This window comes from Niallia sp. 03133 (assembly GCF_052663225.1).
The window spans coordinates 414,068-439,819 of record NZ_JBQTCY010000001.1 but is presented as its reverse complement, the minus strand read 5'-3'; the positions used below and the strand labels follow the sequence as shown (position 1 = coordinate 439,819).

Sequence of the window (25,752 nt, the reverse complement as noted above, 5' to 3'; positions counted from 1 at the left end):
GAAGTTTACTTTATGGGAAAAGTTGAATGAATTAAGCTCCCCAACTCATAATTATTACCATATATGTTTAAACTGCAAATTTTAGTCTATATAAACAGATATATTCAAAAATTAACATTATGGTGGTGAAACAAATGAATACTCAATATGATATACCCTTTGTGTACTCTAATCCAGAATGGCTGAAACAGCAAATAGAAGATATTCTTGGCTTTTATTATCCGAGATGCATCGATAAAGAAAATGGAGGGTTTTTTCAATGTTTCCTTGATGACGGAACCATTTGTGATTATCAGACCAAAAACTTAATTGGAACGTCGCGTTTTATTTATATATTCAGTATAGGAGCTATGATAGGTCATGCATCATGGTGTATTCCTGCAATCGAACATGGCATAAAATTTATGCAAGAACATCATTTAGATAAAAAATATGGCGGTCTCTTTTGGACATTAGATGGAACAAAGGCAAGTGATTCCTCCAAACTTACATATGGTCATGCTTTTGCATTTTTAGCGGTTTCGAAGGCCTATCAAGCAGGAGTGAAAGCTGCCTATCCTCTCATGCAGTATCTTTATGATATAGCAGAAAACTATTTATTTGAGGAAGAACACCAGCTATATTTAGATGAATATAATAGAGATTGGAGCACCCCATCTTCCTATAGAGGACAAAATGCCAATATGCATATGTGTGAAGCAATGATTGCAGCATATGAAGCTACCTCTGAAAAAAAATATTTAACTAGAGCCTACACACTTGCTAAAAATGTAACCGTCCATTTAACCTCTCAATCCGGCGGCTTAATTTGGGAGCATTATGACGCAGATTGGAAAATTGATTGGGATTATAAAGAACAAAACCAATCCTTAAAGGAATTCCGTCCAAACGGATTTATTTTAGGGCACTCGATTGAATGGAGCAAATTGCTTTTAATGCTGGAAAGACATATTTCTGAACCATGGATTACAGCAAAATCTTCAGAATTATATGAACTGGGATTCAAAAAAGGCTATGATTCCACATATGGCGGTCTTTACATGTCATTAACCAAAGAAGAAAAACTCCTAGATACAGATAAAACTTACTGGGTGATTGCAGAAAGCATTGGAGCATCCGCTCTTTCAGCAAAACGACTGCAATCTGCTTCCCGCCAAAAAAATTACGAGACTCTACTCACTTATGCAGGCAAATATTTTGTCGATCAAAAATACGGCGGCTGGTATCAGCTGCTAAATAGGGAAAATCATAAATACAGTAATGTAAAAAGCCCAGTTAATAAAACAGACTATCATCCAATTGCAAATTATTATGAAGCAATAAGGGCATTTTCCTAGCTAATGAAGAACCCCAGAAATAGTGGATTTCTGGGGTTCTTCTCATTTATCCCACGCTTAACGGGCAGTAAGACCCCCACCTCAAGATGCTGAGAAATCAAGGAAGCTAGGTTTTGAAACTCGCCCGTAAAGGTCCGAGGGAGGTACACAAACTAAGATCGCCACTTCCTTATGTCTTCGTTTGTGTGATCCACTTCCTGTGGACCTCAAGCTTTCCATCAGTGGGGGATGAAGAAAACCCCCATTGATGGAAGGTTCTCTTTATCTATTGTCTTGGTGCAAACAAGATGACAGAAGTGCCAATTAAACAAATGACTGCTCCGATCCAATCATATAAATCGGGTGTTTTCTTATCAACTCCCCATCCCCAAAGAATGGATAATACGATAAATACTCCTCCATAAGCGGCATATACTCTTCCAAGTGAAGGAAATGATTGAAAAGTGGCAATAATTCCATATAATACTAATATTACTCCTCCCAATAAACCTAAATATCCTGATTTTCCTTCGCGAAGCCACTGCCAAATTAAATAGCCCCCCTCCAATTTCCGCTAATCCTGCCAATAGAAATAAAATAATCGTCATAACCTTTTATCCTTTCATGAAAAAACACTCGGCATTGTAAATGCAAACCAAGTGTTCTCTGCTTTTATCCCACTCTTAACGGGCAGTAAGACCCCCGCCTCAAATTCCGAGAAATCGAGGAAGATAGGCGTTGAAACTTGCCCGTAAAGGTCCGATAAGTGCAACTAACCATCAGTGGGGGATGAGGAAAACCCCCACTGATGGAAGTTTACTTTATCTTTTATTTATAGAAATTCTGTTCTTTCATTATAAATGACTTTTCTTTTAACTTGTGAATAATACCATATTTTACCCAAACAGCGTTAGTCATCAGCAGCAGGCTGCCCCATACAAACATACTGCGAATGCCAAAATGAGTAGAAAATGTCCCTGCGATAATTGGTCCCAGCATATTTCCGAGAAAAATCGCTGAATTAGAATAGCCGAATGCCCTGCTTTCCATCCCAATTGGCGCACGCAATCGAATCAAGGCATTAATAGAAGGAAGCATGCCTCCTAAAGATAATCCAATTCCAAACAGAAAAACGAAAAGCTGCCAAATTTCTGTTACAAACACTAGCGGAATCATACAAATCGCGGCTAAAATAACCGAATATAATAAAATATTTTGCGCGCCCCACTTGTCCCCTAACTTTCCGAGTTTCGGAGAGGCAAGCATATTGGAAACCCCCATTACTGCAATGGTTACACCGGATAAAAAGGCCAAGTTTTTACTGGAGTGCGATAATTCTTGGACGAACACCGAAATTAATGGTGTTATCCCAACAGTCGCCAATTGAATAATAGTGGCTGCAATAAATAAAGCAGGAATCGTTTTATCTTTCGTAATTTGTTTAAAGTCTTCTGCAAGACTGGATTTTTCTTTTATATCTCCTTTTTTAAAATCTTCTTTTACAAAAAATAGAATAAGCAGAGTAGCTAAACATAATAAAATTCCCATCATATAAAAAACAACACTGAAGCCGAAGACATCTGCCATTAATCCCCCTAGAATCGGACCGCAAATGGAGCCAGATACTGCAAAAGCTTGAAGAATGCCTAGTGAATGGCCAACTCTTTTTTTAGGTGTGATGGTTGAAGTTAATGCAATAGAAGCAGGAATAAAGCCTGCAACTACACCATTTAATAAGCGAAGAATAAGCAGCTGCACCGGACTGTTTACCACTCCCATCAGAACCGTTATAACTGCCATTCCAAGACCTGAACGAATAACCATGATTTTTCGTCCATGCACATCCGCCAGCTTTCCCCATATTGGAGCAAAGAGAAATGCAGTTAAAAAGTTCACGCCAAAAATGATACCGGACCAGAAGCTTACTTTATCAGGGTCAGAAATACCTAATTCTGAAATATATAATGGTAAAAACGGGGAAATACAACTCATTGCGGCCATTGCTAAAAACTGTCCAAAACAAAGTATCATTAAATTTTTCTTTCATTTATGCAAAGTAAATCATCTCCATTGTTTTTTACTAAGGAAAACAGAATCTTACTGAACATATCAATATTTTCAGTCGATTCTCCTTAATTTTTTGTTTATCCCACTCTTAACGGGCAGTAAGACCCCCACCTCAAGATTCCGAGAAATCGAGGAAGCTAGGTGTTGAAACTCGCCCGTAAAGGTCCGATAAGTGCAACTTTTCCAAATAAAAATTTAATTATTCTTAAAATACTGATTTATTCACAAGATTTTATCCATTTATCATATATTCATAATTATAGGAACCCGAAATATTAATGTCAATTTCGATAATCCCTCTTTTTACCGATTTCATCTTATGTTTGCGCCACCTATCTAAGCTTTGCTGTATTTTGATGTTTTTATCATTCTATTTATCCTTTCTTCAAAGATTCAAGGTCATATGAAATGCGTTAAATTAGAAATAGAAAAAACCTCATTTACTAAGGAGGCCGCTGAAAAAGTGTTTTATTAGATAAATTATAGGTGAAACACTTAAATTTAGTAGGGTAAAAATGGTATAGAGAGTTTGAAAATGAATATCATTTTGGTTAGGAGAGGCGTCCGCACGACTCCTGCTTAAATTAGCGAGACAGGCGAGAAGAAAGCAGGAGCGCAGCGACGAAGCGGCTCAGGCGTAGCCCCGCAGAAAACGTGTGGTAATAAGCCTCGGAAAACCAAACGAAAACCTCTACGTTGCTTGGATTGTCACTACCTATATTTTATAGCATTATCTTTTTCAGTTTCCTCTTACTAAGGTGAGGTTTTTTCTAGTACGTCATTCTTCTATTATAAAAGGAACTACTTTTCCTTCATTTACATTAATTAGTCCATGATCAGTAATCTTTATAGCAGGACTGACCGGAAGTGATAAAGTGCTTAAAGACATAATGACATTATAATGCTCATATCCTAATGACTTTAATGCAGCTGTCAGTTCGTCTACTTGTCGAGCTATTACTTCTAAAGGCTCCTCTGAAAGAATCCCTCCAACAGGCAAAGGAACCATGGATAGAATTTCCCCATTCTCTACACAGCAGATTCCGCCTTGCTGTTTAATCACAGCATTTGCTGCTAGTACCATATCTTGTTTATTTTTTCCAACTACTAACAGGTTATGATTATCATGAGAGTAAGTGGTAGCAACCGCCCCTTTTTTTATTATATCTCCGTTAATTAGTCCAGAAGCAGAGTTGCCATTTTTCCCATATCGTTCAAATGTCTTAATAAAGCAGCAGGAACTATCTTCCCAAAGAAGATAACCATCTTTAACCGCAAAACTATCCTGTTTTTCCTCTGTAAAAGTGGAACCATTCTGTACATGAATAATTCGGCCATTCACCTTGCCTTCTTTATAAGGTACGTCGAAAGTAAAGTCATCTTCCTTTAACTCATTAAGCTTAATACTTTGATAAAAATGCTCGGGAAATTGTCTGCTTATTTCAGGCTGTTTGTAAATATGGGAACAATCATACACCTGGCTCCCCTTTTTATACACTTTTTCTATTTGAAAACTTTGCAAATCCGAAACAAGAAGAAAATCTGCCACTTTGCCAGAGGAAATCACGCCTCTATCATACATTCTCATCCGCTGTGCAGGTGTATAGGTACATGCATAGATTGCTTTTTCCGGAGTCATCCCCATTTTTATTGCCTTTTTTAATAATACATTGAGATGCCCTCTATTTTGCAGCGAATCTGCCATCACATCATCTGTTACAAAACAAAAATGTTCATCAACTAGAGTTTCCTTCAAATAGTCAATCACGTCTTTTGTCATCGATTTCTCTTGAATTTCCAAGAACATTCCTGCCGCAATACGTTCTTTCATTCCTTCTACTGATTGATGAGTATGATCCGAATTAACTCCTGCAAATATTAATGTCTGCAAATCCAAATCTACTAATCTTGGCACATGTCCTTCAATTATTAATTCTGGATAGTTTTCTTTGATATGAGAAAGTATTTGATTTGTTTTACATTCTGGATCTGTAATAACATCATAATAATTCATGATTTCGCCTAAACATTTTATTTGTTCTGTTTGCATTAAATCATCAATATCCTGAATTTCAATCGCTCCGCCAGTTGTTTCCATTGAAGTGGCTGGAACAGAGCTTGGAATAGCATAGAACATATCAATCAAACAGTTCCTGCTTGCCTTTATCATTTCTTTTACTCCTGCTATTCCAAACACATTCGCCATTTCATGCGGCTCAGGTATGATAGTAGTTACTCCATTTTTTATTAATCCAAATGAAAAAGTAGCAGGCGTTACCATCGTACTTTCGATATGAAGATGGATATCAATTAAGCCTGGTACCATATATTTCCCGCTGCCATCTATTACTTCTTTCGCTTGGAAAGTCTCTAATCCTCGATTTCCCACATAAAAAACCTTTCCATCTTTAATTGCTGCATTTCCTTTTATAAACTTTTTATAATAGCTGTTATAGACAAAAGCATCTACCACTAGCATATCCATATTCATTTTAATCCTCCCAGCTAATCTACTAACACCATCTGATCTTTCGGAATAACAAGTATTACTTTCTGGCCGGTATGATATGGATTTGTCATCTCCTTATTTACCGTGAAATCTCCAATAGCCGTTTCGACCACATATTGATAGCTTCTTCCAAGAAACGTCGCTACTCTTACCTTCCCAACTATTCCATTTAGAGGAATAGCATCTTGCAATGTGTTCTCTGTTAAAATCAAATCATCTGGTCGAATAGCACCTATTTTTTTATTCGTATTGCTCATATGTTCATGTTTATTGATAGTAAAGGTTAATCCAGACTTGTTAAGTTCAATCTCTGTTGCATGATCTATTCTTTTCTCAAATTCAATAAAATTTTTAAATCCGATAAAATCTGCTACAAATTTCGTTTCAGGATACTTATAAATAGTAGCCGGGTCGCTTAATTGTTCAATTTCCCCTTTGTTCATGATAGCTACTTGATCTGATATAGAAAAACATTCTTCTTGATCATGTGAAACATAAACTGTTGTTATTCCTAATTCCTGTTGAATACGACGTATTTCTACGCGCATGTTTACTCTTAAGTTCGCATCAAGATTACTTAAAGGCTCATCAAATAATAATATATCTGGTTCTATAACTAATGCTCTAGCAATTGCTACACGTTGTCTCTGTCCACCTGAAAGCTCCTGTGGATATCGTTTCTCAAACCCTTTAAGGTTTACAATTTCCAGCATGTTCATTACACGCTTCTCTATTTCACTTTTTGATGCCTTTCTTAACCGAAGTCCAAAGGCAATATTATCGAATATGGTTAAATGAGGAAATAAAGCATAATTTTGAAAAACAAAACCGAAATTCCGCTTATTAACGGGTACTTTTGTATAATCCTTCTCTTTAAATAAAAACTTTCCATTATTTGCTTGCAGAAAGCCTGCTATTAATCGGAGTGTGGTTGTTTTTCCACAACCGCTTGGTCCGAGAAGGGAAACAAGCTTTCCTTTTTCTATTTCGAGATTAAAATCTTTTAAAATATCTTTTTTATTGTAAGCTACAGAGATGTTTTGTAATGTGAACAAAGCCATTTCTATCATTCCCCCTTATCTTTTTGTAAAATACGACAAGCCCATAAGCCTTTCCACTATAAACATAAAAAAAGCAGTGATAACCATAAGCATTACAGAAATGGCCGCAACAGTAGGATCAAAATAGTTTTCTACATAAAGCAGCATTTGAATTGGAAACGTACTTACCCCAGGTCCTGTCATATAAACAGAAATATCCACATTATTAAATGATTCTAAAAATGCGATCATAACAGCAGCAATAATTCCTGACTTGATATTTGGAAGAACGATAGTAAAAAATGTTCCAAGCTTGCTAGCTCCTAGACTTTCCGCTGCTTCTTCTATCGAAAAGTCAAAATTGATTAAGCTCGAAGAAATGACTCGGATGATAAACGGCAGCATAATAACGGTATGTCCAATAAACAATCCTGCATATATAGGGAGTTGATAAGTTACCACTATATAGCGTAAAAAAGAAAACCCTAATACTATACCTGGAATTAATATCGGAGACACAAAAACGGCATTTACTAGATTTTTCCCTTTAAAATCGAATCGGCTAAGTGCATATGCTGCAGGAACTCCAATTAACAGTGCTAATAGATTCCCTGCAAGTGAAACAATAATGGATGTTTTAAAGGTGCTTATAAACATATCTACTTTAAAAATATTTTCATACCATCTTAAAGAATACTCATCAGGTGGAAACTTCAAGATATTTCCGCCTTCAAATGAAGTAATCGATATAATCAGCAATGGCCCTAGTAAAAAAATAAACACTAGAAATGTAAACAGGGCCAATCCTCTATTTTTTTCCTGCATACATCTCTACCCCTTTGGATTTAATTTTTTGGCTGCTCCATTCATAATCGAAATAATAATAAATGTCACAATAATCATAATGGTTGCAACAATGGAAGCCAGCTTCCATTCATTTAATGTAATGGCATTTTGATATAAAAACGTCGAGATCACCCGTTGTTTCCCACCAAGCAGAGCTGGCGTTGTGTAGGCGGTAAAGCTTCCTACAAAAACTAAAATACTGCCGATCACTAATCCAGGTACACATAAAGGAACAACTATCTTTAAAAACACGCCTAATCTCGATGCACCAAGACTTTCTGCAGCTCGTAATAAATCAGAATCAATATTTTCCATTATCCCTACTAACGTGACAATTACTAACGGTAAAAATAAGTGCACTAATCCAATGATAATAGCTGTTGGAGTATACAATATATCCAGCGGCTTCTCCACTAAACCTATACTTAAAAGAACTTTATTAAGGACACCATACTTCCCGATAATCACCATCCAACTAAAAGATCGAACAACTGGACTTGTTAATAAAGGGAAAATCGTCAGCAATAGCAAAATCGTCTTTTTCCTTGTCTGAAGCTTCGAAATAAAATAGGCTGTTGGAAATCCTATTAAAAGACATATTATTGTCGTTAATAAACTGACTCGAAGGGTGGTCAGCAAAATCTTAATAAAATAATCATCTTTAAAAAAGTCTGTATATCCTTTTAACGTAAAATTCCCTTCATCATGAAAAGTCGTACCAATCATAGATAGGATGGGAATTACCATAAAAATGGTGAGAAATAGAATGCCTGGCAACAGCAGCAGGTACAGATATCTTTTTTTCAACCTTTTAACCCCCTGTCTATACATTATGAGTTCAATATAGCAATAAATAATTCAAAAAAAGCTTCAGAATCAACATGTAAACAAACCTGTAAATTTGCTGGCTTGTTTAAGCGGTTTTGAAAATCACATACTAATTGTCCATCACAAAGTTCACTTTTTGTTTCAACGTCTACATAGTGTTTTTCACTAGAAACAATGTTCCGGTTTATTGCAATTCCAACTGCTAAAGGATCATGCATAGCACAAGCGCGCATGCCATAACGCTCCATATATTTTTGCTGATAATCAGCAGTACTTCCATTTATATAACGAGCAAGCTTTTCATTTTTCAGCAACTTAATATGCTCTTCCGTTAATAACGCTTTTCTCGTAACATCCAATCCTACTTGTATGATGGATTCAAAACCAGCATGGAGTACAATTTTTGCTGCTTCCGGATCCACAAACGTATTAAACTCAGAGGTTGGCGTCACATTGCCAACCCCTTTAACTACACCGCCCATAAAAATTACTTCTTTTACATGCTTCGTAATTTGCGGGCATTTTTTTACAGCTAAAGCTAAGTTTGTAAGAGGGCCGGTAAGAACCAATGTCACTTCTCCAGGAAAGCTTAAGATAGAATTAATGATAAAATCAGGAGCAAATCCTTCACTATATTTATGTGTAATTGGAACATCTTTTAAAGCACCGCCTAATCCGTCTTCCCCATGGATTCGATGTTCAAAAAACGGCTTTCTAAGAATGGGAGAGTCTGCCCCTTTAATAACTGGAATATCCTTCTCTTCTAATAAATCCAATATTTTGCAAGTGTTTAATGTTGCACTTTCTAATGAAACATTACCGCTTACTGTGGTAATTCCTAAAATATCAAATTGTCGGCTTTTTATTGCAAGTAGGATGCCAATTGCATCATCTATCCCTGTATCCACATCGAGAATTAACTTTTTTTTCATTACTGCCCCTCTTTTCTTACTGAACTAGCTCACGATTCCAACGGTCAATCCAGCCTTTTAAATTTTCATTTACAAACTTCATATCTAATATGTGCAAACTATTAATTAATTCCTCACCATATGTTAATCCAGCTGCCTCTTCATCTGTAAGCTTCACTTCTTTATTTACTGGTGAATCCACTTTATTTTTTGCAGATTTCTCTTGCACTTCTTTTCCTAAAATATAATTAATGAATTTTTCAGAAAGCTCTTTTTGATCTGATCCTTTAATGATATTTACTGTATTCATCACTCCATATCCACCTTCAGAAGGGATAACAAATTTTGCATTTGGAACAGCCTCCTGCAAACTAGCAAAATACATTCCCATAATTGGACCAGCAGCAATTTCTCCTTGTGAGAACATATTTACAAATTCTGATGTTTGGCTATACTCTTTTACAACGCTTGGCATAATTTTTTTCATTTCGCTAAATGCTTTATCTTCATTAAATGTCTTGCTTCCGCCAATTACTGAAGCTGCATCCAAAAACATCGGACCTGTTGTAGATGTAATGCTAGGGATTGTAATTTTCCCTTTTAAGTCTTTACTCCATAAATCATTCCAAGATGTAATTGGCTTTTTCACTTCATCTGGATTATAAGCAATACCAAATTGTGCAATAGTATACGCAGGTCCATAATCTTCCCCAAGCGGCGCCTTTGCCACATCGTAAATATTGTTTAGATTAGGAAGCTTCGCATGATCTATTGTTTCAAATAAATTATCTTGAATACCTTGCTGTGCATAATAATCTGATAGGAAAATGATATCAACATCTGAATTGCCTTGTTTAATTTTGTTTAATCGATCTGCATTATTACCGGTATCTAAAACAATTTCTACATGGTTCTCTTCTTCAAACGGTTTATAAATCTCTTTATTGAAGAAATCTTCATTAAATCCCCAAGTAGATACAACTAATTTTTTTGTTTTTTCCTTTGAACCTTCATTTGAACCACAAGCTGCTAAAAGAAGCAGTGAAGCCATTACAAGTAAGCTGATTAATTTTTTCATTTCTTCCATCCTCCGTATTTTCATTTTATTTAAGCAATTATTCATTCTAAAGAGTGCGCTACTAGTCTTCCCTTTTATTTTGCCAATCATCACAACAGGTTAACAAAAGTAATGAATCTCAACTCCTTTCACTTCACTATTTTCTAATACAGCAAAACAAAAAAAGACAATCTTAAATAGAATGGTTATTCTACCTAAGATTGTCTTTTCTTTGTAAACAAAGCGAAAACTTATCATTTGGTTATCTTATATATGGCGTTCCGTTCAGATTTATCCAATTGGAAATCCATTATTTATTTTTATTAAGGACTATATTCGTAAAAGCAAATTGAGTTAATGCATCATAATCTCTTAATATTGCTTCAATATTCCAGTTTGTTTGTTCTTCAAGCTTTTGTTTTAATTTCTTCTTAAATAAAAGTGACAGATGGAAATCAACTTCTTGCTTTAAACTTGGTACTTCTCCTTCTAACGCAGCAGATCTTGATGCCCGAGGGTGCTTAGCTTGCAAGCTAATTACATTCTGATCGACTGTTACTTTCAATAGTGTTGTACCAGCCCCGAATAATTCCTTCGATACCTTATTATAGATTAGAGAAAGAAACCTCTTTGTCTCATTAGAATCTATGATAAATCACCTGCCATACAAATTATATGGCTCATTATACATATTATTTTCTAATTGCACAATAGAATGTGCGGAATTTATTTTAAAAAATCAAAAAAAGCAAAGAAATATATGTCCATATTTTTCATTTCCCGAACATTATATAACAATATTTTTCAATTAAAGTCTATATATCCTAATCTATCTTTTAATGAAGTTCACTTAATTTATTATTTTATTTGTTTCTGATTGAAAAAGCGACTATTTTGTTAGAATTTCTTACATTTTTTTATTCCTATTATTTTTTTCTTTAGGTTCTGTTAAACGATAATGTTGTTTTGGGGAAGGGAATTTGCGAGACTCCTGCTCAAAAAACGGGCAGGCAAGCCCCCGTAAGACGGGTACGAGCGAGGAGGCTTGCCGGTTCGTCCGCGGAAAGCGAGTAAATTCCCAGACCATTCAAAAATCAACAATCAATTTTAACAGAGCCTTTCTTTAAAAAGCAATCAAAAAAACTCCCAATTTGGAAGTTCCCTCATTACTATAATGCTATTTATCCTATTTCATTTATGTAGAGAGCACTTGCTGCAGCCGATTATTATTTACGCCCATTTGCATCGTTTTTCTTAATGCTTTTAATGCACGATGCTGGGTAATTTTCACTTTGCTTTCCGTCCAGCCTAAATAGGATGCTGTTTCCACTATAGACATTTCGTGGATATAACGAATGAGGATAACCATTCGTTGATCAACGGTGCAATTTTGAAGGGAATCGTTAATCCAGTCGCTTACTTCTTTTTGCATAGTGATCTCTTCTGGAAGTGCACTATTATCTTTCATTTCCGTAAAAAATGATATATTCGTATAAAAATTATTAACTTGAGTCCCTTTCTGCTTTCGAAAATAGTCTAAGGCAATATTTTTTGCTATTGTACATAACCATGTTTTTTCGCTGCTTTGCCCCTTAAAGCTGCTTTTTGTTTTAAGAACTCGCATAAATACTTCCTGCACTAAATCCTCTGCTTGCTCTTGACTAACCCCCATATAGATTAAAAAATGAAAAACATCATGATTATACTTCACATATAACTCTTCTATAGACGACACTCTCTTTCACCCCTATGAAAAATCTATCTATAGACGAAGCAAATTGCAGCTGCTTCTTTTTTCTCTCAAATACAAAAAGATATGTCAGTTCATTCGTACATATACCACTATTATTTCTCCAATTAAAATGACTTGAAACAGATTAGTTTTTATAACTAGCCTTTTTGATTGATCCCTGCTTCTTTTTGAATCGTATGAAACTCATATAATGAATCAGTTCCTTTAATAGTGGTTATTTCTTGCACCAAAAAAATATTTAAATAAAAAAGCAAACTTGCAAAAAACAAAAATATTAATAAAGTTGAGACGATACTACGATTTACTTCCGTTTTCATATGTATTTCCCCTTTAATCTATTTGTTCTTACAATCATATATGCTTCACCGTAAAGAAAAGTTACAAAAAAGTAACTATTTTTTATTATTTTTGTAATCTAATTGTAACATAAATAAAAGGAGAATAAATACTTTTTACAGATTTTTCTTATTAGTTATGAAAAAACTATTAATCTATTCTTTAACATGAAGACATAATAAAAAGGTATAACACCCACTTAATCAGAGGATGTTACACCTTTTAGTTAGCTCATCTATCATTTCATTTCCAAAAAATAAAGAAGTCCTTTAAAAGCTGCGTCTAATACAGGTGTTTACCTCTTTAAGCCAGCCTGAAGGCGATTTACTTCGGAAATTACCTTTTCTTCATCTATTGTTAAGCAATGGCGATCTTTTACAACCATCTTGCCATCAATATATACATCACTGACATCGCGGCCATTTGCTGCATAAAGCAAATGGGAATATGCCTCGCTTATTGGCTGAAGATGTTCTTTATCATATGGATAAATAGTAATGAAATCGGCTTTTTTTCCTTTTTCCAGAGAGCCTGTGCTGCTCATGCCAACCGCTTCTGCACCTACTCTTGTAGCTAACGATAAGACGGTTTGAGCAGGAAGCTTTGTTGCATCTTTATAGATGCCTTTTTGCAGCAGTGCTGCGGTTCTCATTTCTTCAAACATATCAAAATTATTATTGGAAGCAACTCCATCTGTTGCAATTCCTACTTTTATTCCTTTATCTAAAAGTCGAACAACATCTGCTACTCCAGATCCCAGTTTTAAGTTGCTGATTGGGTTATGAGCAACGCGTACATCATATTGCTTTAATATCTCCCGTTCTTCATCATTCAGCACCACCCCATGCGCCATAACAGTTGGCTGATCAAATATGCCTAAACGACGAAGATATTCCACTGGACGATCTCCATACCTTTTTTGAATATCTTCAATTTCATAGTCCGTTTCGGAAACATGCATATGCATCATTAAATCATTTTCCTTCGCAATTCGGACACTCTCAAGAAGCGCTTCCGTTGTACAAGCATATGGACTATGCGGTGCAACCATTGTTGTTAATCGGCCATTTGCAGCTGTTTTATAATTCTTGGCAAATCGCTCTGCTCCCATTAAATTTGCCTGCTGATCCTTCTCCGATCCTAAGCTGAAAATGGTATAGGAGAAGGCTCCTCGAATTCCAGTTTCCCCGATTTTCTGCATAACAGCATCCGCATCAATGCCGTTTGGATTAAACATATCAGAAAAGGTAGTCGTTCCAGATTTCAACATCTCTAAAATACCAAGCTCGGTACTAACGGAAGCAATTTCCGTCGTAAATTGGGACTCTAATGGCCATATTTTCGTTTCCAGCCATGGCTTTAATAACATATCGTCTCCAATCCCCCGCAAAAGAGTCATAACAATATGCGAATGAGCATTTACCAACCCAGGCAGCACCCATTTTCCGCCTAAGTCAACAACCTCATCACTCTCTTGCAGCATCTCTTTCCAAGGATCACCTATATAAGTGATCCATTGATTCTCCACCACCATCATGCCATTTTTAAAGATTTGATTATCCTTATCCATGGTAAAAAAAGCAGCGTTCACATAAGCAGTTTTCATCCTATCCCTCCATAACAAATTAATAGTTTTTTATCCCACGCTTAACGGGCAGTAAGACCCCCACCTCGGGGATGCTGAGAAATTGAAGAAGCTAGGTGTTGAAACTCGCCCGTAAAGGTCCGATAAGTTCAACTAACCATCAGTGGGGGATGAAGAAAACCCCCACTGATGAAAAGGTTCACTTTATAAAATGGACGAGATATTCGTCTCTATCTTACCTATAACAGCATTCAAGCTTTTTCTGTTGTCAGCATAATACAACTTTCCTTAGAGGTCTGACAACTAAAATTTGTATTATTATAACATTTCTTAAACGAATATGTGTATATTCTATAAAAAAAATCTGCTGCCAATTAAATACTCTGTATCAGCAGCTACTATTATTTCCATTATCATCTAAATTCATAAAACAGAAAAAAACAAGACATCTCTTATTCATAAGACATCTTGTTTCTCTTGTAAAAAATATATTTCAAACAACTAAACAATCATCCTGCATTTCGTATTTTATCGATTTCGTCTGCCACAAACTGTACATGTGTTCCAACAATAACTTGAATGCTTTTTGGTCCTACTACATTAATGCCAGGAACACCAGTTGCTTTAATTTTATTTTGGTTGACGACATCCATATTTTTCACTTCTATTCTTAAACGAGTAACACAGTTATCCACTGATGTAACATTGGCATCTCCGCCTAATCCGGCATATATCTCTGATGCCATCGCACTAAATTTATTTTCAACTGAAACAGCTGCTTCACTGCTGGCAGCAGCTAAAACCGCTTCTTCTCCTTCTACTTCTACTTCTCTTCCAGGAGTATTTAAATTAAACTTAGTGATTAAGAAACGGAATAATGTATAGTAAATAACCGCAAATACCAGACCTTGAACAATTAACATATAAGGTTTATTCGCTAAAGGATGTCTTGAACTTAAGACAAAGTCGATCAGTCCTGCACTAAATCCAAATCCTGCAGTCCAGTGAAATGCCGCAGCAACTATTAATGATAAACCAGTTAATACAGCATGTACTAAATAAAGCATTGGAGCAGCAAACATAAAGGCAAATTCAAGCGGTTCTGTTACCCCAGTTAAAAATGCTGCAAATCCTGCTGCCAGCATTAAGGATGCCACTTGTTTTTTGCGTTTTGTTTTTGCCGTATGATACATAGCAAGCGCACCTGCAGGCAAACCAAACATCATGACAGGGAAGAAGCCTGCTTGATACATGCCTGTTACCCCTTTTGTTCCTGTATTTCCCCAGAAATTCCCGATATCATTAATGCCTGCGATATTAAACCAGAAAACAGCATTTAATGCATGATGGAGGCCTATTGGAAGCAACATTCTGTTGAAGAAGCCATAGATTCCAGCTCCAATTGCTCCTAATTTACTGATTGCTTCTCCAAAGTTAACCAGTCCAGAGAAAATAACAGGCCAAGCAAATAACAACACTACAGAAATTATCAGCATGGAAACAGCACTCATAATTGGGACAAGTCTTTTGCCGCTGAAGAAAGCTAATGCGGCTGGCAGCTGTACTTTGCTAAAGCGGTTATACATAATAGAAGCAACAATGCCTGATAACATACCTATAAAAGCATTTCCTATTTTCGAAAAAGCAATATTTACATCTTTTGGATCTATCCCTTGCAGCATTGCTACTGAATTGGTGGAAAGCAAGGTTGTTACAACCAAATAGGCAACCAAGCCACTTAATGCGGCAGATCCATCTTTATCTTTTGATAACCCCAATGCCACCCCAACTGCAAATAAGAAGGGAATATTATCAATAATGGAAGAACCAGCTTTTATTAAAAATGCTGCAGCAGGGCTTCCCGCCCCCCATCCAGCAGGGTCAATCCAATAGCCAATTCCCATCAAAATTGCTGCAGCAGGCAATACTGCAACTGGCAGCATTAAAGCACGGCCAAGTTTTTGTAAGTATGATTTCATTTTAATCCCCCTAAATGAATGGTATAATTATTTATCTTGTATGAATGCTATAACTAATGAAGAATTTTTTATAAGAGCTCCAAAACCTGAATAATACTTCCCCAACAGCAGCATAAAAAAAACACCCTACCCGTTTTTTGGCCATCCCCTCCTTTACAGTCATCGATTTTTCTATAAAATTGCATATAATTCTCAACTGCTAGTTTTATCCTTCAAAAATTGCTGTATCGCTTTTTTTAAGTGTCCTTCTGTTTTTCCAAATAAAAGCTTGCATCTTTGCTTGTTCCATCTGTAAGCACAGTAAATATCGCTGATTTTAAATCATACCGATTCGTCTCCAGTGCCTGCAATGCTTCTTCTTCTGTAATATTAGCAATATTTACAAGTGAGTGGGCAGCCCGTTTTACTAATTTTTTGTTAATTAGCTTCATATCAACCATTTCATTTTTATATACTTTCCCCAATCGAACCATCGTAGCAGTAGAAAGCATATTTAACACCATTTTTTGCCCTGTGCCTGCTTTTAGTCTTGTTGATCCCCGAATTACTTCTGGTCCTGTCGGCACTTCGATTTCGAAATCAGCAAGCGATGACAGCAGAGTATCATTATTATTGCTGATTCCTACTGTAAGGGCATTTTTTTGTTTGGCATATTGAACAGCTGCCAGCACAAATGGCGTCGATCCGCTGGCAGTTACACCAATAACAACATCGGATGAAGAGAAGGAACGGCTTTCTAATTCTTCAATAATATATTTATCATCATCCTCTGTTTCTTCCAATGATGTCCACATGGCTTCATAGCCTCCAGCAAGCAAACCTGTCCATTTGTCTTTTGCGATAGAAAAAGTCGGGACAAGCTCAACTGCATCTACTACACCTAGACGGCCGCTTGTGCCTGCGCCAATCACAAAACATCTTCCCCCGATTTTCCATTTCTCTACGATAGCATCAACAGCGGATGCTATATTGGGAAGTGCAGCTGTCAACGCTTTCGCTATCGATTCATTTTCCTGATTCATAAATTGCACTATTTCAAAAGAAGTCCACTCATCCAAATTTTCACTATTATCATTTCTTAATTCCGTTTCGTTTAGTTTTTTCATTGATTCGCCCTTTTCATGTCGATTACGAATTTATAGCGGTCTCCTCGATAGATGGATTTAACATATTCAAAAGGAATTCCACTGCCTAAATAGCTATATCGTTCAATCAGCAATACTGGTGCTCCGTCTTTTAACTGCAATAACATGCTTTCCTGTTTTTGTGAAAGGGAAGATTCTAATGTTTGAGTTGCATGACTTATCTGCTGCTTTAAATCATTCTCTATATAGTCATATAGCGATGCATTTACGATTTCTTTTGTAAGGTCTTTCATTAAGCTTAAAGGTAAATACGAAGTTTCCAATGCCATTGGAATGTCGTCTGCAAGTCTTAATCTTCTTACTTCATAAACAAATTCCCCTTCTTGTATCATCAGCTTGCCTGCAACACTTCGATTTGAAGGAATTACTTGAAAATCCAAAATTTTTGTTTTTGGTGTTAATCCTCTTGAACGCATGTCTTCTGAAAAACTCGTTAAACCGGAAAGTGGCTGTTCTACTTTTGGCTCCGCTACAAAAGTGCCTTTTCCTCTTTTCCGAACCAATATTCCTTCATTTACTAAATTATTAATAGCTTGCCTTACTGTCATTCTGCTAATATCATATTTTTCTGAAAATTCTCTTTCCGAGCTGATGGGATCTCCTGGCTGCAGATCTTTTATAAGCTCTTTAATTTCCATCTCCAATTGAAAGTAAATTGGAATATGGGAATCCTTTATAATCACCTAGAAACACTTCCTTCTTTTTCTTTTACAACGGATAAGGCATCTCGATCCGCAATTAACGTTACATTTTTATGCTTTTTCAGAATAGAAGCTGGCAGCTGTTCATTTATTTCTCCTGTTAAAAGCTTATAAAGAACATTCGCTTTTTTCACTCCTGATACTAATAATAAAATTTGCCTGCTTTTCATGATGGTAGCAATCCCCATGGAAATGGCATGTGTAGGCACGTCTTCTATGCTATTGAAATAACGTGCATTTGCTTCTCTAGTAGAAGCGGTTAATTCTACAACACCTGTCTCGGAAGAAAAAGCTGTCCCAGGTTCATTAAAACCGATATGGCCGTTTTCTCCAATCCCTAATACCTGCAGATCAATCCCTCCAAGAGAAGCAATTAAATTTTCGTATTTTTCACCTTCTGTTTTATCAGAAGATGCACCCGCTGAAGGCAAGTGGGTTTGTTCCTTTTGGATATTAATATGATCAAATAAATTTTCATTCATATAACGAGAGTAGCTTTGCGGACTGTCTGCCGCCAACCCGATATATTCATCCAAATTCACCGAATGAACTTGGTGATAAGAAGTTTGATTTTTTTTGTAATCTTGCACCAAATATCGATACATGCCTGTTGGAGTTCCACCAGTTGCAAGTCCCAAGACAGAATTTGGTTTTTGTTTTACTTGTTCGATCACTGCTTCTCCTGCTTTTTTGCTCATGGCTTCATAATTTTCTACTTCAATTAGCTTCATCTAGTTTCCCTCCATGTCATGAAAAGCAATTTGTCCTCTGCAAATGGTCATTACTACTTTATTTTCACCATTTAATACGACTAAATCAGCATCTTTTCCTGATTGTATGCTCCCTTTCCTATCTAAAATTCCAATTTGCCGGGCTGGATTATATGCACCCATATAAACAGCATCTTCTAACGAACAGCCTGTAAAGGACATCATATTAGTAATGGCATCATTCATTTTTAGCGTACTGCCTGCAAGTGACCCATTTTCAAGCAAGGCTTTTCCACTTTTGACGATTACCTTTTGCCCTCCTAATGAAGAAATGCCATCCTCGAGCCATTTGGCACGCATGCTGTCTGTTATTAAAATTATGCCCTCTTTTCCTTTTTGCTGAAACGTCAAATTTACTACTTCTGGATGTATATGAATGCCATCTACAATGATTTCTGTTGTTAACTCTTTATGCAGCAAGGAAGCTCCGGCAGCACCTGGATCTCGGTGATGCAGACCTCTCATTCCGTTATAAAGATGGGTAACGTGAATAACCCCTGCCTCCATCCCTCTCTTTACTTCTTCATAAATCGCATCTGTATGTCCCATTGAAGGCACTACATCAGTTTCTTTTAAATGTGCAATTAAATTTAATCCATTTTCTTCTTCCGGTGCCATTGTCACTAATCTAATATTTCCTTCAGCAATATTTTGCCATTTTATAAATAAATCTATATCCGGCTTTTGGATTGCTTCCAATGGCTGTGCACCAGCTCTTTTTGCATTGATAAAAGGACCTTCCAAGTGAATTCCTACAATTTCTGCCTTTCCTGCCTGATTTTCTTGTTTTATATAATCAGCGGCGTTTTTTAAAGCCGCTTCAATTTCTTGTTCACCTTGTGTCATGGTCGTTGCCAAAAAACTTGTGGTTCCTTCTTTCGGCAATATATTTGCCATCTTATTTAATGAATCAAGTGCTGCATCCATTACATCTGCATCATTTGCACCGTGAATATGAATATCAACCATTCCCGGAATTAATTTATAGGTTTCTTCGAAAGTGAAAATTTGGTCCGCTTGTATAGTATCTGCTTTATACTCAGCCATTTCTCCATACGAATCTATTGCACCATTTTTTGTAACTAAATATCCATTGTTGATTATTCTATCTTCTATATAAATAGCTATTTCTTGAAAAAGTATGGATGTTTCATTATTATTAGTCATTTCAATATCCTTTCTTCCTCATTCTATCTTCTTTCGTATTGTTTTAAATCGGCAACCATACAACTAGATGTCTATACCAGTTGTACTTTGATATTTTTATCTTAATAAAACAACCCAAAAAAAGCTTGTTTTTTGTAAGATTATTTTACATATTTTTTTACATTCTTTTAAACAAACGCTTACAAAATAGGTTATTATCGTTTCTAACTGCCTTTTCAATGAACGGAACCATTTTACATTCACCTCTTAATTCTTGTTAAAGGGGTGTTTAAAACTTATTATCTATCTTAAACAGCCCCTAACAAATTATCATTTAGCTGCCAACTCTTCTCGTGCCTTCCATCAATTCAGTAATTCTCATTTTGTCAGGTATCGAGGAAATAGCTCCTTTTCCTGTTGTCGTTAAGGCACCACTTGCATTAGCAAAACTTAAAATTCCTTCATGGTGCTTCGACAAGATACTTTCTATATTCAACTGATTCGCCTTTTTATCAAGAAGCTGATATAAGAAGCCGCCAATAAATGCATCACCTGCACCTGTTGTATCTTGTACCTTTACTTTATAGCCAGTGGAATTAAATTGTTGTCCTTTTGTATATAGAACTGCACCATCTGCACCTTTCGTATAAAGCACTGCTTTTACATCGCCAACAAAAAGAGAATGGATTGCTTGCTCTTCATCCAGAATACCTGTAATAAAAGTCAGTTCTTCATCTGAAATTTTAACGAGATGACTTTTCGGAACAAACTGCAAGATTGTATTTCGGCAATCTTCCGGACTGCTCCACAACGGCAGTCGTACATTAGGATCAAAGCTTATAAGTGCACCTTTTGATTTAGCTGCTTGTATAGCAGCAATATGTGCATTCTTCATTGGACTCTCCACAAGATCAACAGAGCAATAATGCAGAATATCTCCTTCTGAAAACCAATTTTCATCAATTTCTGCTTCCGTAAGCAATAAATCAGCAGATGGGTTTCGATAAAAAGAGAAATCTCTTTCCCCATCATGGCGCAGTGAAACAAATGCCAAGCCAGTATTCGCTTCAGATGTTCTTGTAATTTTATCTGTATGAACACCTGCTTCGTTCAGTTTATCTAATAAAAAATCCCCGAAAGGATCCTTTCCTAACTTTGTAATCATCGATGCTTCTGCCCCATATTTTGCTACTGCAGCAGCTACATTCGCCGGAGCCCCTCCAGGAGCACGCTCAAAAGATGCCACATCTTTTAATGCCTTTCCTTTTTCCAAAGGAATAAAATCAACTAAAACTTCCCCAATTGAAAATAAACGAGCCATTTTCTTACTCCCCTTATACATAATACTTAAATTTGCCAAATGGTAGTTTTCAGCTTTGTACTTCCTGCTTCTGCGAAAAAGTTAATCCCTTCGCTGTTTTCTTGTGGAAATATTCTGCTGGTAAACACTTCCTGCCCATCATTTATGAAGATTTCAACAGATGAGACATCTACAAATAGATGTAATTTAATGGCTTCCGCTTCAAACAGACATTTCCTTATTGTTCCATAGGAAAGTGCAGTGTTTTCACCAGATAATGTTCGGTCAAGAATCAATTTTTTTTCTATTCTATTATACATTATAATCGTTTTTTCTGTTGGTCCTACTCGAAATTCAATGCCAAACTTTTCTGCATGAATATCATAGAATTCAGCCATCAATTCATAAGTCTTTCCTTTAAATTCCCCATACGTTTTTCGTTCATTTTGAACAATATCTTGTACCGAACATTCCATTTGACGCAATAGCTTCAGTTCATCCACTGGCTGCTGCACCAATTTATTATTTTTTATAGACAACTCTCTAGTCAATGTTAAACAATGCGCCCATCCACTTGAATCTGTTGGATAATCCAAATCCGGCAGTCCCATCCAACCTATCAAAAGACGACGTCCTTTTTCATCTAAAGTGGTTTGAGGAGCATAAAAATCAAAGCCGTGATCCAGTTCAACAAAATCGCCATGCTTGAATTCTCTAGTTTCCAAATCTAAAGGTTTGCCCAAACAATATCCTGCTTGATAAATATTTTGGAACCGATCCCCATCAGCCGAAAGACCTTGCGGAGAAAATAGAAGTACACCATTGTTCCCTAATGTAAAATAATCTGGACATTCCCACATATAGCCAAAATCTTGCAACTCTGTTTTAATTTCTCCTAAAAAGCTCCAATTCAATAGATCTGGAGAGCAATACAAAACCACAGTACCTGTTTGGTTCATGCGCTGTATCCCTATTACAGCATAAAACATATTATTTTCACGCCAAACTTTCGGATCACGAAAATGATCCGTATAGCCAAATGGCACTTTTGAAATAACAGGTTTTTCCAACTTTATAATAGATCCCTTTTTATCCATATAAGCAATGCACTGGTAGGGATGTCTTACCCATTCTTCATCCCGTGTATTGCCAGTATAAAATAAATAAAGCTTATCGTTATGAATAATTCCGCTTCCTGAAAAGGCACCATGGCTATCATAAGGGGTATCGGCTTTTATCGCAACCCCATCATTTTTCCAATGAACAAGATCAACAGATTTAACATGGTACCAATATTTTAAACCATGGACTGGCCCTAAAGGAAACCATTGATAAAACAAATGATATTCTCCATTATAAAAAGAAAATCCGTTTGGATCATTCAAAAGTCCTGTATTTGGCTGAATATGATAAGCTTGCCTCCACGAACAATTATTAACCTTATCTTCTAAGGCTGCCAATTCTTTTTCATCCACTGTATCAAGGTGGCGGTATAGATGATTTTTGGTCCACTTCATTTCTTCCCTCCTTCTCAGGTTGATGACAAATGCCTGCTTTTCTTGTATACGCTTCTTCCAAGGATAGGTGCTAAAAAGCCGATACCCATAAAGTGAATCTTCCATCAGTGGGGGTTTTACTGCCTGCTAAGAGTGAGATAAACTCTTTATAGGTTTCGAGCGACTTTTTTAAGCAATGATCGTGAGTTTGGAAATTCCCCTTTAATTATATGAATTTTCACGTCTTACAATACGCATTTTACTTGTACTGCATTTTCCTCTACAAGATTTCTTTCTAAGTATCTCTTTTTGCTAGAAATAACGTAACAGCAAATGCCACTGCAAAAGAAACCAATATACCTATCATGTAATAAATAATGGAGTTTGGATAGATAGAAATGATTCCAGGCAGACCAGCAGCACCTAGGGCAATGGCTTTCACTTTAAACATGGCAATAATAGAAGAACCTGCTGAAGAACCAATAATCGCTCCTATAAATGGATAGCGCAGCTTTAAGTTAACGCCAAACATTGCTGGTTCTGTTATACCTAATATGGCAGAAATCCCAGCAGCAGAAGCAACTCCTTTTACTTTTGCATCTTTTGTTATAAGCAAAACAGCAAGTGTCGCTGCACCTTGTGCAATATTGGACATTGCAACAATGGGAAAAATAAAAGAGCCGCCAGTTTTTGCACTATCAGCCAATAATTGTGTTTCTACTGCGATAAAACTATGATGTATTCCAGAAATAACCATTGGTGCGTACAATAGTCCAAAAACAGCACCACCCACAAAACCAGAAGAATCATATAGCCATACTAAACCATCTGTTAACAAGTTGCCTGCAAATCGAGTAATGGGCCCTATTATAGAAAAGGTTAAAATTCCTGTAAATAATATAGAAAAAAGAGGAACCAAAAGATTATCAAGTGCAGACGGTGTTATTTTCCTTATACTATTCTCTATTTTCGCCAAAATATAGGATGATGCTAAAGCAGGCAGCACTGTGCCTTGATAACCGACTTTTTCTATTTCAAATCCAAATATATTCCAAACAGGTACTTCTCCGTTTAGGGATGCTATACCATATCTATAGCCCGTTAATAAATCGGGATGCACCATCAGCATTCCTAAAGCAGCTCCTAAATATGGATTGCCGCCAAATCTCTTGGTAGCTGAAAATCCTATTAATATAGGCAAAAAGACAAATGCTGCATTGGCAAATGTGTTAATAAGTGCAGCTAAATCTGCTAAGGATGGATTTGTTTCTATCAAAGGTTTGTCGTTTATAAACATATCTTGGGCTGTTAGAACATTATTGATTCCCATTAACAAACCGCCTGCCACGATTGCAGGAATGATTGGAACAAAAATATCCGAAAGCATTTGTACGAAACGTTGAACAAGTTTTAACTTTTTACTGCTTGCGCTTTTCTTGTCATTAAGGGACTTTTCCAAACTGCCCATTAATTTGGTTAATTCTTTATAAACCTCGTTGACTATTCCTGCTCCTACTATTATTTGATATTGTCCACCTGTAGAAAAGGCACCTTTTATTTCTTCTATGCTATCCAATTTTCTTTCATCTACTTTGCTGTCATCACTCAATACAAGACGTAATCTTGTTGAACAATGTTCAGCAGCCTTAAGATTCTTTTTACCGCCAACGCTTTCTAAAATCTGTTTCGCAATTTCTTGATGATTCATAACACCCCTCCTTCTTCACTTGCATTATTGGAACCGATTACATTCATTATCAAAATATAGTAACAGCAATTACATTGCGATAATCTTTTTGAAATTGGCAGCTTCTTTACCGTTTATTTAAAACTGAAAAAAAGCACCGATTTCAAAATGATCCGTCGTAAAATCAATCTATAGCAGCAACACTTTCTCTGTGAATAATTTGAAAATCCGAATAAGTTAATTCTGGTATAACATCTCCTCTAACTAAATGGACAATATTTTTGGCCGCTAATTGTCCTGCTTCTTTATAATAAAACTGTGCGGTTGTTAAGCCTGGATGAATCATCCCCGTTATTTCATACCCTCCAAAACCAGTGACAGATAAATCTTTTGGAATGGATAATCCTTTCATATAGGCTGCTTTCATTGTACCAATTGCAATATTATCTGTAGCACAAACAATGATAGATGGACGATAGGCCTCGATAATTTCTGTCGACATTTTAATTGCACTGCCAATAGCAAAACTTGTCTCATAATACTGAACTTCACAATCTGAATCAGTGCTGATGCTGTCTTTGAAGCCTTGTTTTCTGTTTATACCTACAGCAATATCCTTTTCTGTCACACCTAAATAAGCTATTTTTTTATGTCCTTTTGCAAGTACATGCTGACCTATTTGATAAGCTGCTTCATAATCATTATGAATTAAACTATAAATTTCTTCATGCTGTTGTCCAACTAGTAATACTGGAATATTTATTTTCTTAAATGCTTCTAAATGCATGGGAGTAATTTGTGCAGCAAGCAAAATAATACCAGCCACTTTTTGATGTGCCAATGTATAGATATTCTCAATTTCTCTTTCTATACTTTGACTGGAATTAGATACTAGCATTTGATAATGGTACTCTTTTAATTGCTCGTCAATACCGATAAGCGTTCTGGAAGTTGCATATGAATCCAGCCTTGGCACGATTGTTCCAATTATATTCGTATTTTTAGCCTTTAAGCTTTGAGCAAAGGCGTTTGGAGAATATCCGGTTTCCTTAATAATCTGTTCGATTTTTCTTTTTGTCTCTTCACTTACAGAGCCATCATTAAGATAGCGGGAAACCGTACTCTTGGCAACCCCTGCAAGCTTTGCAATATCAGCGATTGTTGTCATTGCTACCTCCGTTATTCCTTATAATTCCTTTTATTATACAATATAAGCCCACTTTCCGGCATCCTAAAATGATAAACAAATTCTCTTTCTAATTGTCAAACTCTTTCTTCCT

The 25,752-nt window shown here is 36.2% G+C and carries 21 protein-coding genes and 1 pseudogene; 1 reads left to right on the top strand and 21 read right to left on the bottom strand.

Translation table 11 applies throughout. The features are described from left to right. Positions 1-134 precede the first annotated feature (134 nt). Positions 135-1,337, top strand: coding sequence for an AGE family epimerase/isomerase (locus tag ACTYBU_RS02175; protein WP_445486802.1), 1,203 nt, complete (start codon positions 135-137; stop codon positions 1,335-1,337). Between the two features lie 265 nt (positions 1,338-1,602). Here the strand turns inward: ACTYBU_RS02175 and ACTYBU_RS02170 are convergent. The 21 genes and pseudogenes from ACTYBU_RS02170 to ACTYBU_RS02070 form a co-directional block, all read right to left on the bottom strand. Then, positions 1,603-1,924, bottom strand: a pseudogene (locus tag ACTYBU_RS02170) (YnfA family protein). A 220-nt stretch (positions 1,925-2,144) separates the two neighbouring features. Next, positions 2,145-3,347, bottom strand: a complete 1,203-nt coding sequence (locus ACTYBU_RS02165) for an MFS transporter (protein ID WP_445486801.1) — start codon at positions 3,345-3,347, stop codon at positions 2,145-2,147. A gap of 814 nt (positions 3,348-4,161) precedes the next feature. After that, complete coding sequence (locus ACTYBU_RS02160; RefSeq protein WP_445486800.1) at positions 4,162-5,874, bottom strand: adenine deaminase C-terminal domain-containing protein; 1,713 nt, start codon at positions 5,872-5,874, stop codon at positions 4,162-4,164. Between the two features lie 14 nt (positions 5,875-5,888). Next, the gene (locus ACTYBU_RS02155; protein ID WP_445486799.1) at positions 5,889-6,953 is read right to left on the bottom strand and encodes an ABC transporter ATP-binding protein; all 1,065 of its coding nucleotides are present in this window, start codon (positions 6,951-6,953) and stop codon (positions 5,889-5,891) included. A 15-nt stretch (positions 6,954-6,968) separates the two neighbouring features. Further along, complete coding sequence (locus ACTYBU_RS02150; protein WP_445486798.1) at positions 6,969-7,757, bottom strand: ABC transporter permease; 789 nt, start codon at positions 7,755-7,757, stop codon at positions 6,969-6,971. Between the two features lie 6 nt (positions 7,758-7,763). After that, a complete protein-coding gene (locus ACTYBU_RS02145; RefSeq protein ID WP_445486797.1) occupies positions 7,764-8,585 on the bottom strand; it encodes an ABC transporter permease in 822 nt (273 codons plus the stop codon). 23 nt (positions 8,586-8,608) lie between these two features. Continuing rightward, positions 8,609-9,538, bottom strand: coding sequence for a nucleoside hydrolase (locus tag ACTYBU_RS02140; protein ID WP_445486796.1), 930 nt, complete (start codon positions 9,536-9,538; stop codon positions 8,609-8,611). Between the two features lie 16 nt (positions 9,539-9,554). Beyond that, the gene (locus ACTYBU_RS02135) at positions 9,555-10,595 is read right to left on the bottom strand and encodes an ABC transporter substrate-binding protein (RefSeq protein ID WP_445486795.1); all 1,041 of its coding nucleotides are present in this window, start codon (positions 10,593-10,595) and stop codon (positions 9,555-9,557) included. A gap of 289 nt (positions 10,596-10,884) precedes the next feature. Next, positions 10,885-11,226: a DUF2294 domain-containing protein gene (locus ACTYBU_RS02130; RefSeq protein ID WP_445486881.1), complete on the bottom strand. Its 342-nt coding sequence runs from the start codon at positions 11,224-11,226 to the stop codon at positions 10,885-10,887. A 543-nt stretch (positions 11,227-11,769) separates the two neighbouring features. After that, positions 11,770-12,309 carry a sigma-70 family RNA polymerase sigma factor gene (locus ACTYBU_RS02125; RefSeq protein WP_445486794.1) on the bottom strand — a complete coding sequence of 180 codons (540 nt, stop codon included), beginning with the start codon at positions 12,307-12,309 and terminating at the stop codon, positions 11,770-11,772. 155 nt (positions 12,310-12,464) lie between these two features. Continuing rightward, positions 12,465-12,644: a hypothetical protein gene (locus ACTYBU_RS02120; protein ID WP_445486793.1), complete on the bottom strand. Its 180-nt coding sequence runs from the start codon at positions 12,642-12,644 to the stop codon at positions 12,465-12,467. Between the two features lie 314 nt (positions 12,645-12,958). Next, complete coding sequence (locus tag ACTYBU_RS02115; protein ID WP_445486792.1) at positions 12,959-14,269, bottom strand: amidohydrolase family protein; 1,311 nt, start codon at positions 14,267-14,269, stop codon at positions 12,959-12,961. A 488-nt stretch (positions 14,270-14,757) separates the two neighbouring features. Beyond that, positions 14,758-16,227, bottom strand: a complete 1,470-nt coding sequence (gene nagE, locus ACTYBU_RS02110) for an N-acetylglucosamine-specific PTS transporter subunit IIBC (protein ID WP_445486791.1) — start codon at positions 16,225-16,227, stop codon at positions 14,758-14,760. Between the two features lie 236 nt (positions 16,228-16,463). Continuing rightward, positions 16,464-17,333: an N-acetylmuramic acid 6-phosphate etherase gene (gene murQ, locus ACTYBU_RS02105; protein ID WP_445486790.1), complete on the bottom strand. Its 870-nt coding sequence runs from the start codon at positions 17,331-17,333 to the stop codon at positions 16,464-16,466. Further along, the gene (locus tag ACTYBU_RS02100; RefSeq protein ID WP_445486789.1) at positions 17,330-18,055 is read right to left on the bottom strand and encodes a GntR family transcriptional regulator; all 726 of its coding nucleotides are present in this window, start codon (positions 18,053-18,055) and stop codon (positions 17,330-17,332) included. The genes murQ and ACTYBU_RS02100 overlap by 4 nt, the downstream gene beginning before the upstream one ends. Beyond that, positions 18,052-18,804 (bottom strand): glucosamine-6-phosphate deaminase, encoded by a 753-nt coding sequence (nagB, locus tag ACTYBU_RS02095; protein ID WP_445486788.1) that lies wholly within the window; start codon positions 18,802-18,804, stop codon positions 18,052-18,054. The genes ACTYBU_RS02100 and nagB overlap by 4 nt, the downstream gene beginning before the upstream one ends. After that, positions 18,805-20,010 carry an N-acetylglucosamine-6-phosphate deacetylase gene (nagA, locus tag ACTYBU_RS02090; RefSeq protein ID WP_445486787.1) on the bottom strand — a complete coding sequence of 402 codons (1,206 nt, stop codon included), beginning with the start codon at positions 20,008-20,010 and terminating at the stop codon, positions 18,805-18,807. Between the two features lie 313 nt (positions 20,011-20,323). Then, positions 20,324-21,310 (bottom strand): carbohydrate kinase family protein, encoded by a 987-nt coding sequence (locus ACTYBU_RS02085; protein WP_445486786.1) that lies wholly within the window; start codon positions 21,308-21,310, stop codon positions 20,324-20,326. A gap of 26 nt (positions 21,311-21,336) precedes the next feature. Further along, complete coding sequence (locus ACTYBU_RS02080; RefSeq protein WP_445486785.1) at positions 21,337-22,806, bottom strand: glycoside hydrolase family 32 protein; 1,470 nt, start codon at positions 22,804-22,806, stop codon at positions 21,337-21,339. Between the two features lie 274 nt (positions 22,807-23,080). Further along, positions 23,081-24,493: a sucrose-specific PTS transporter subunit IIBC gene (locus ACTYBU_RS02075; RefSeq protein WP_445486784.1), complete on the bottom strand. Its 1,413-nt coding sequence runs from the start codon at positions 24,491-24,493 to the stop codon at positions 23,081-23,083. Positions 24,494-24,656: 163 nt separating this feature from the next. Next, positions 24,657-25,640 carry a LacI family DNA-binding transcriptional regulator gene (locus ACTYBU_RS02070; RefSeq protein ID WP_445486783.1) on the bottom strand — a complete coding sequence of 328 codons (984 nt, stop codon included), beginning with the start codon at positions 25,638-25,640 and terminating at the stop codon, positions 24,657-24,659. Between the last annotated feature and the right edge of the window lie 112 nt (positions 25,641-25,752).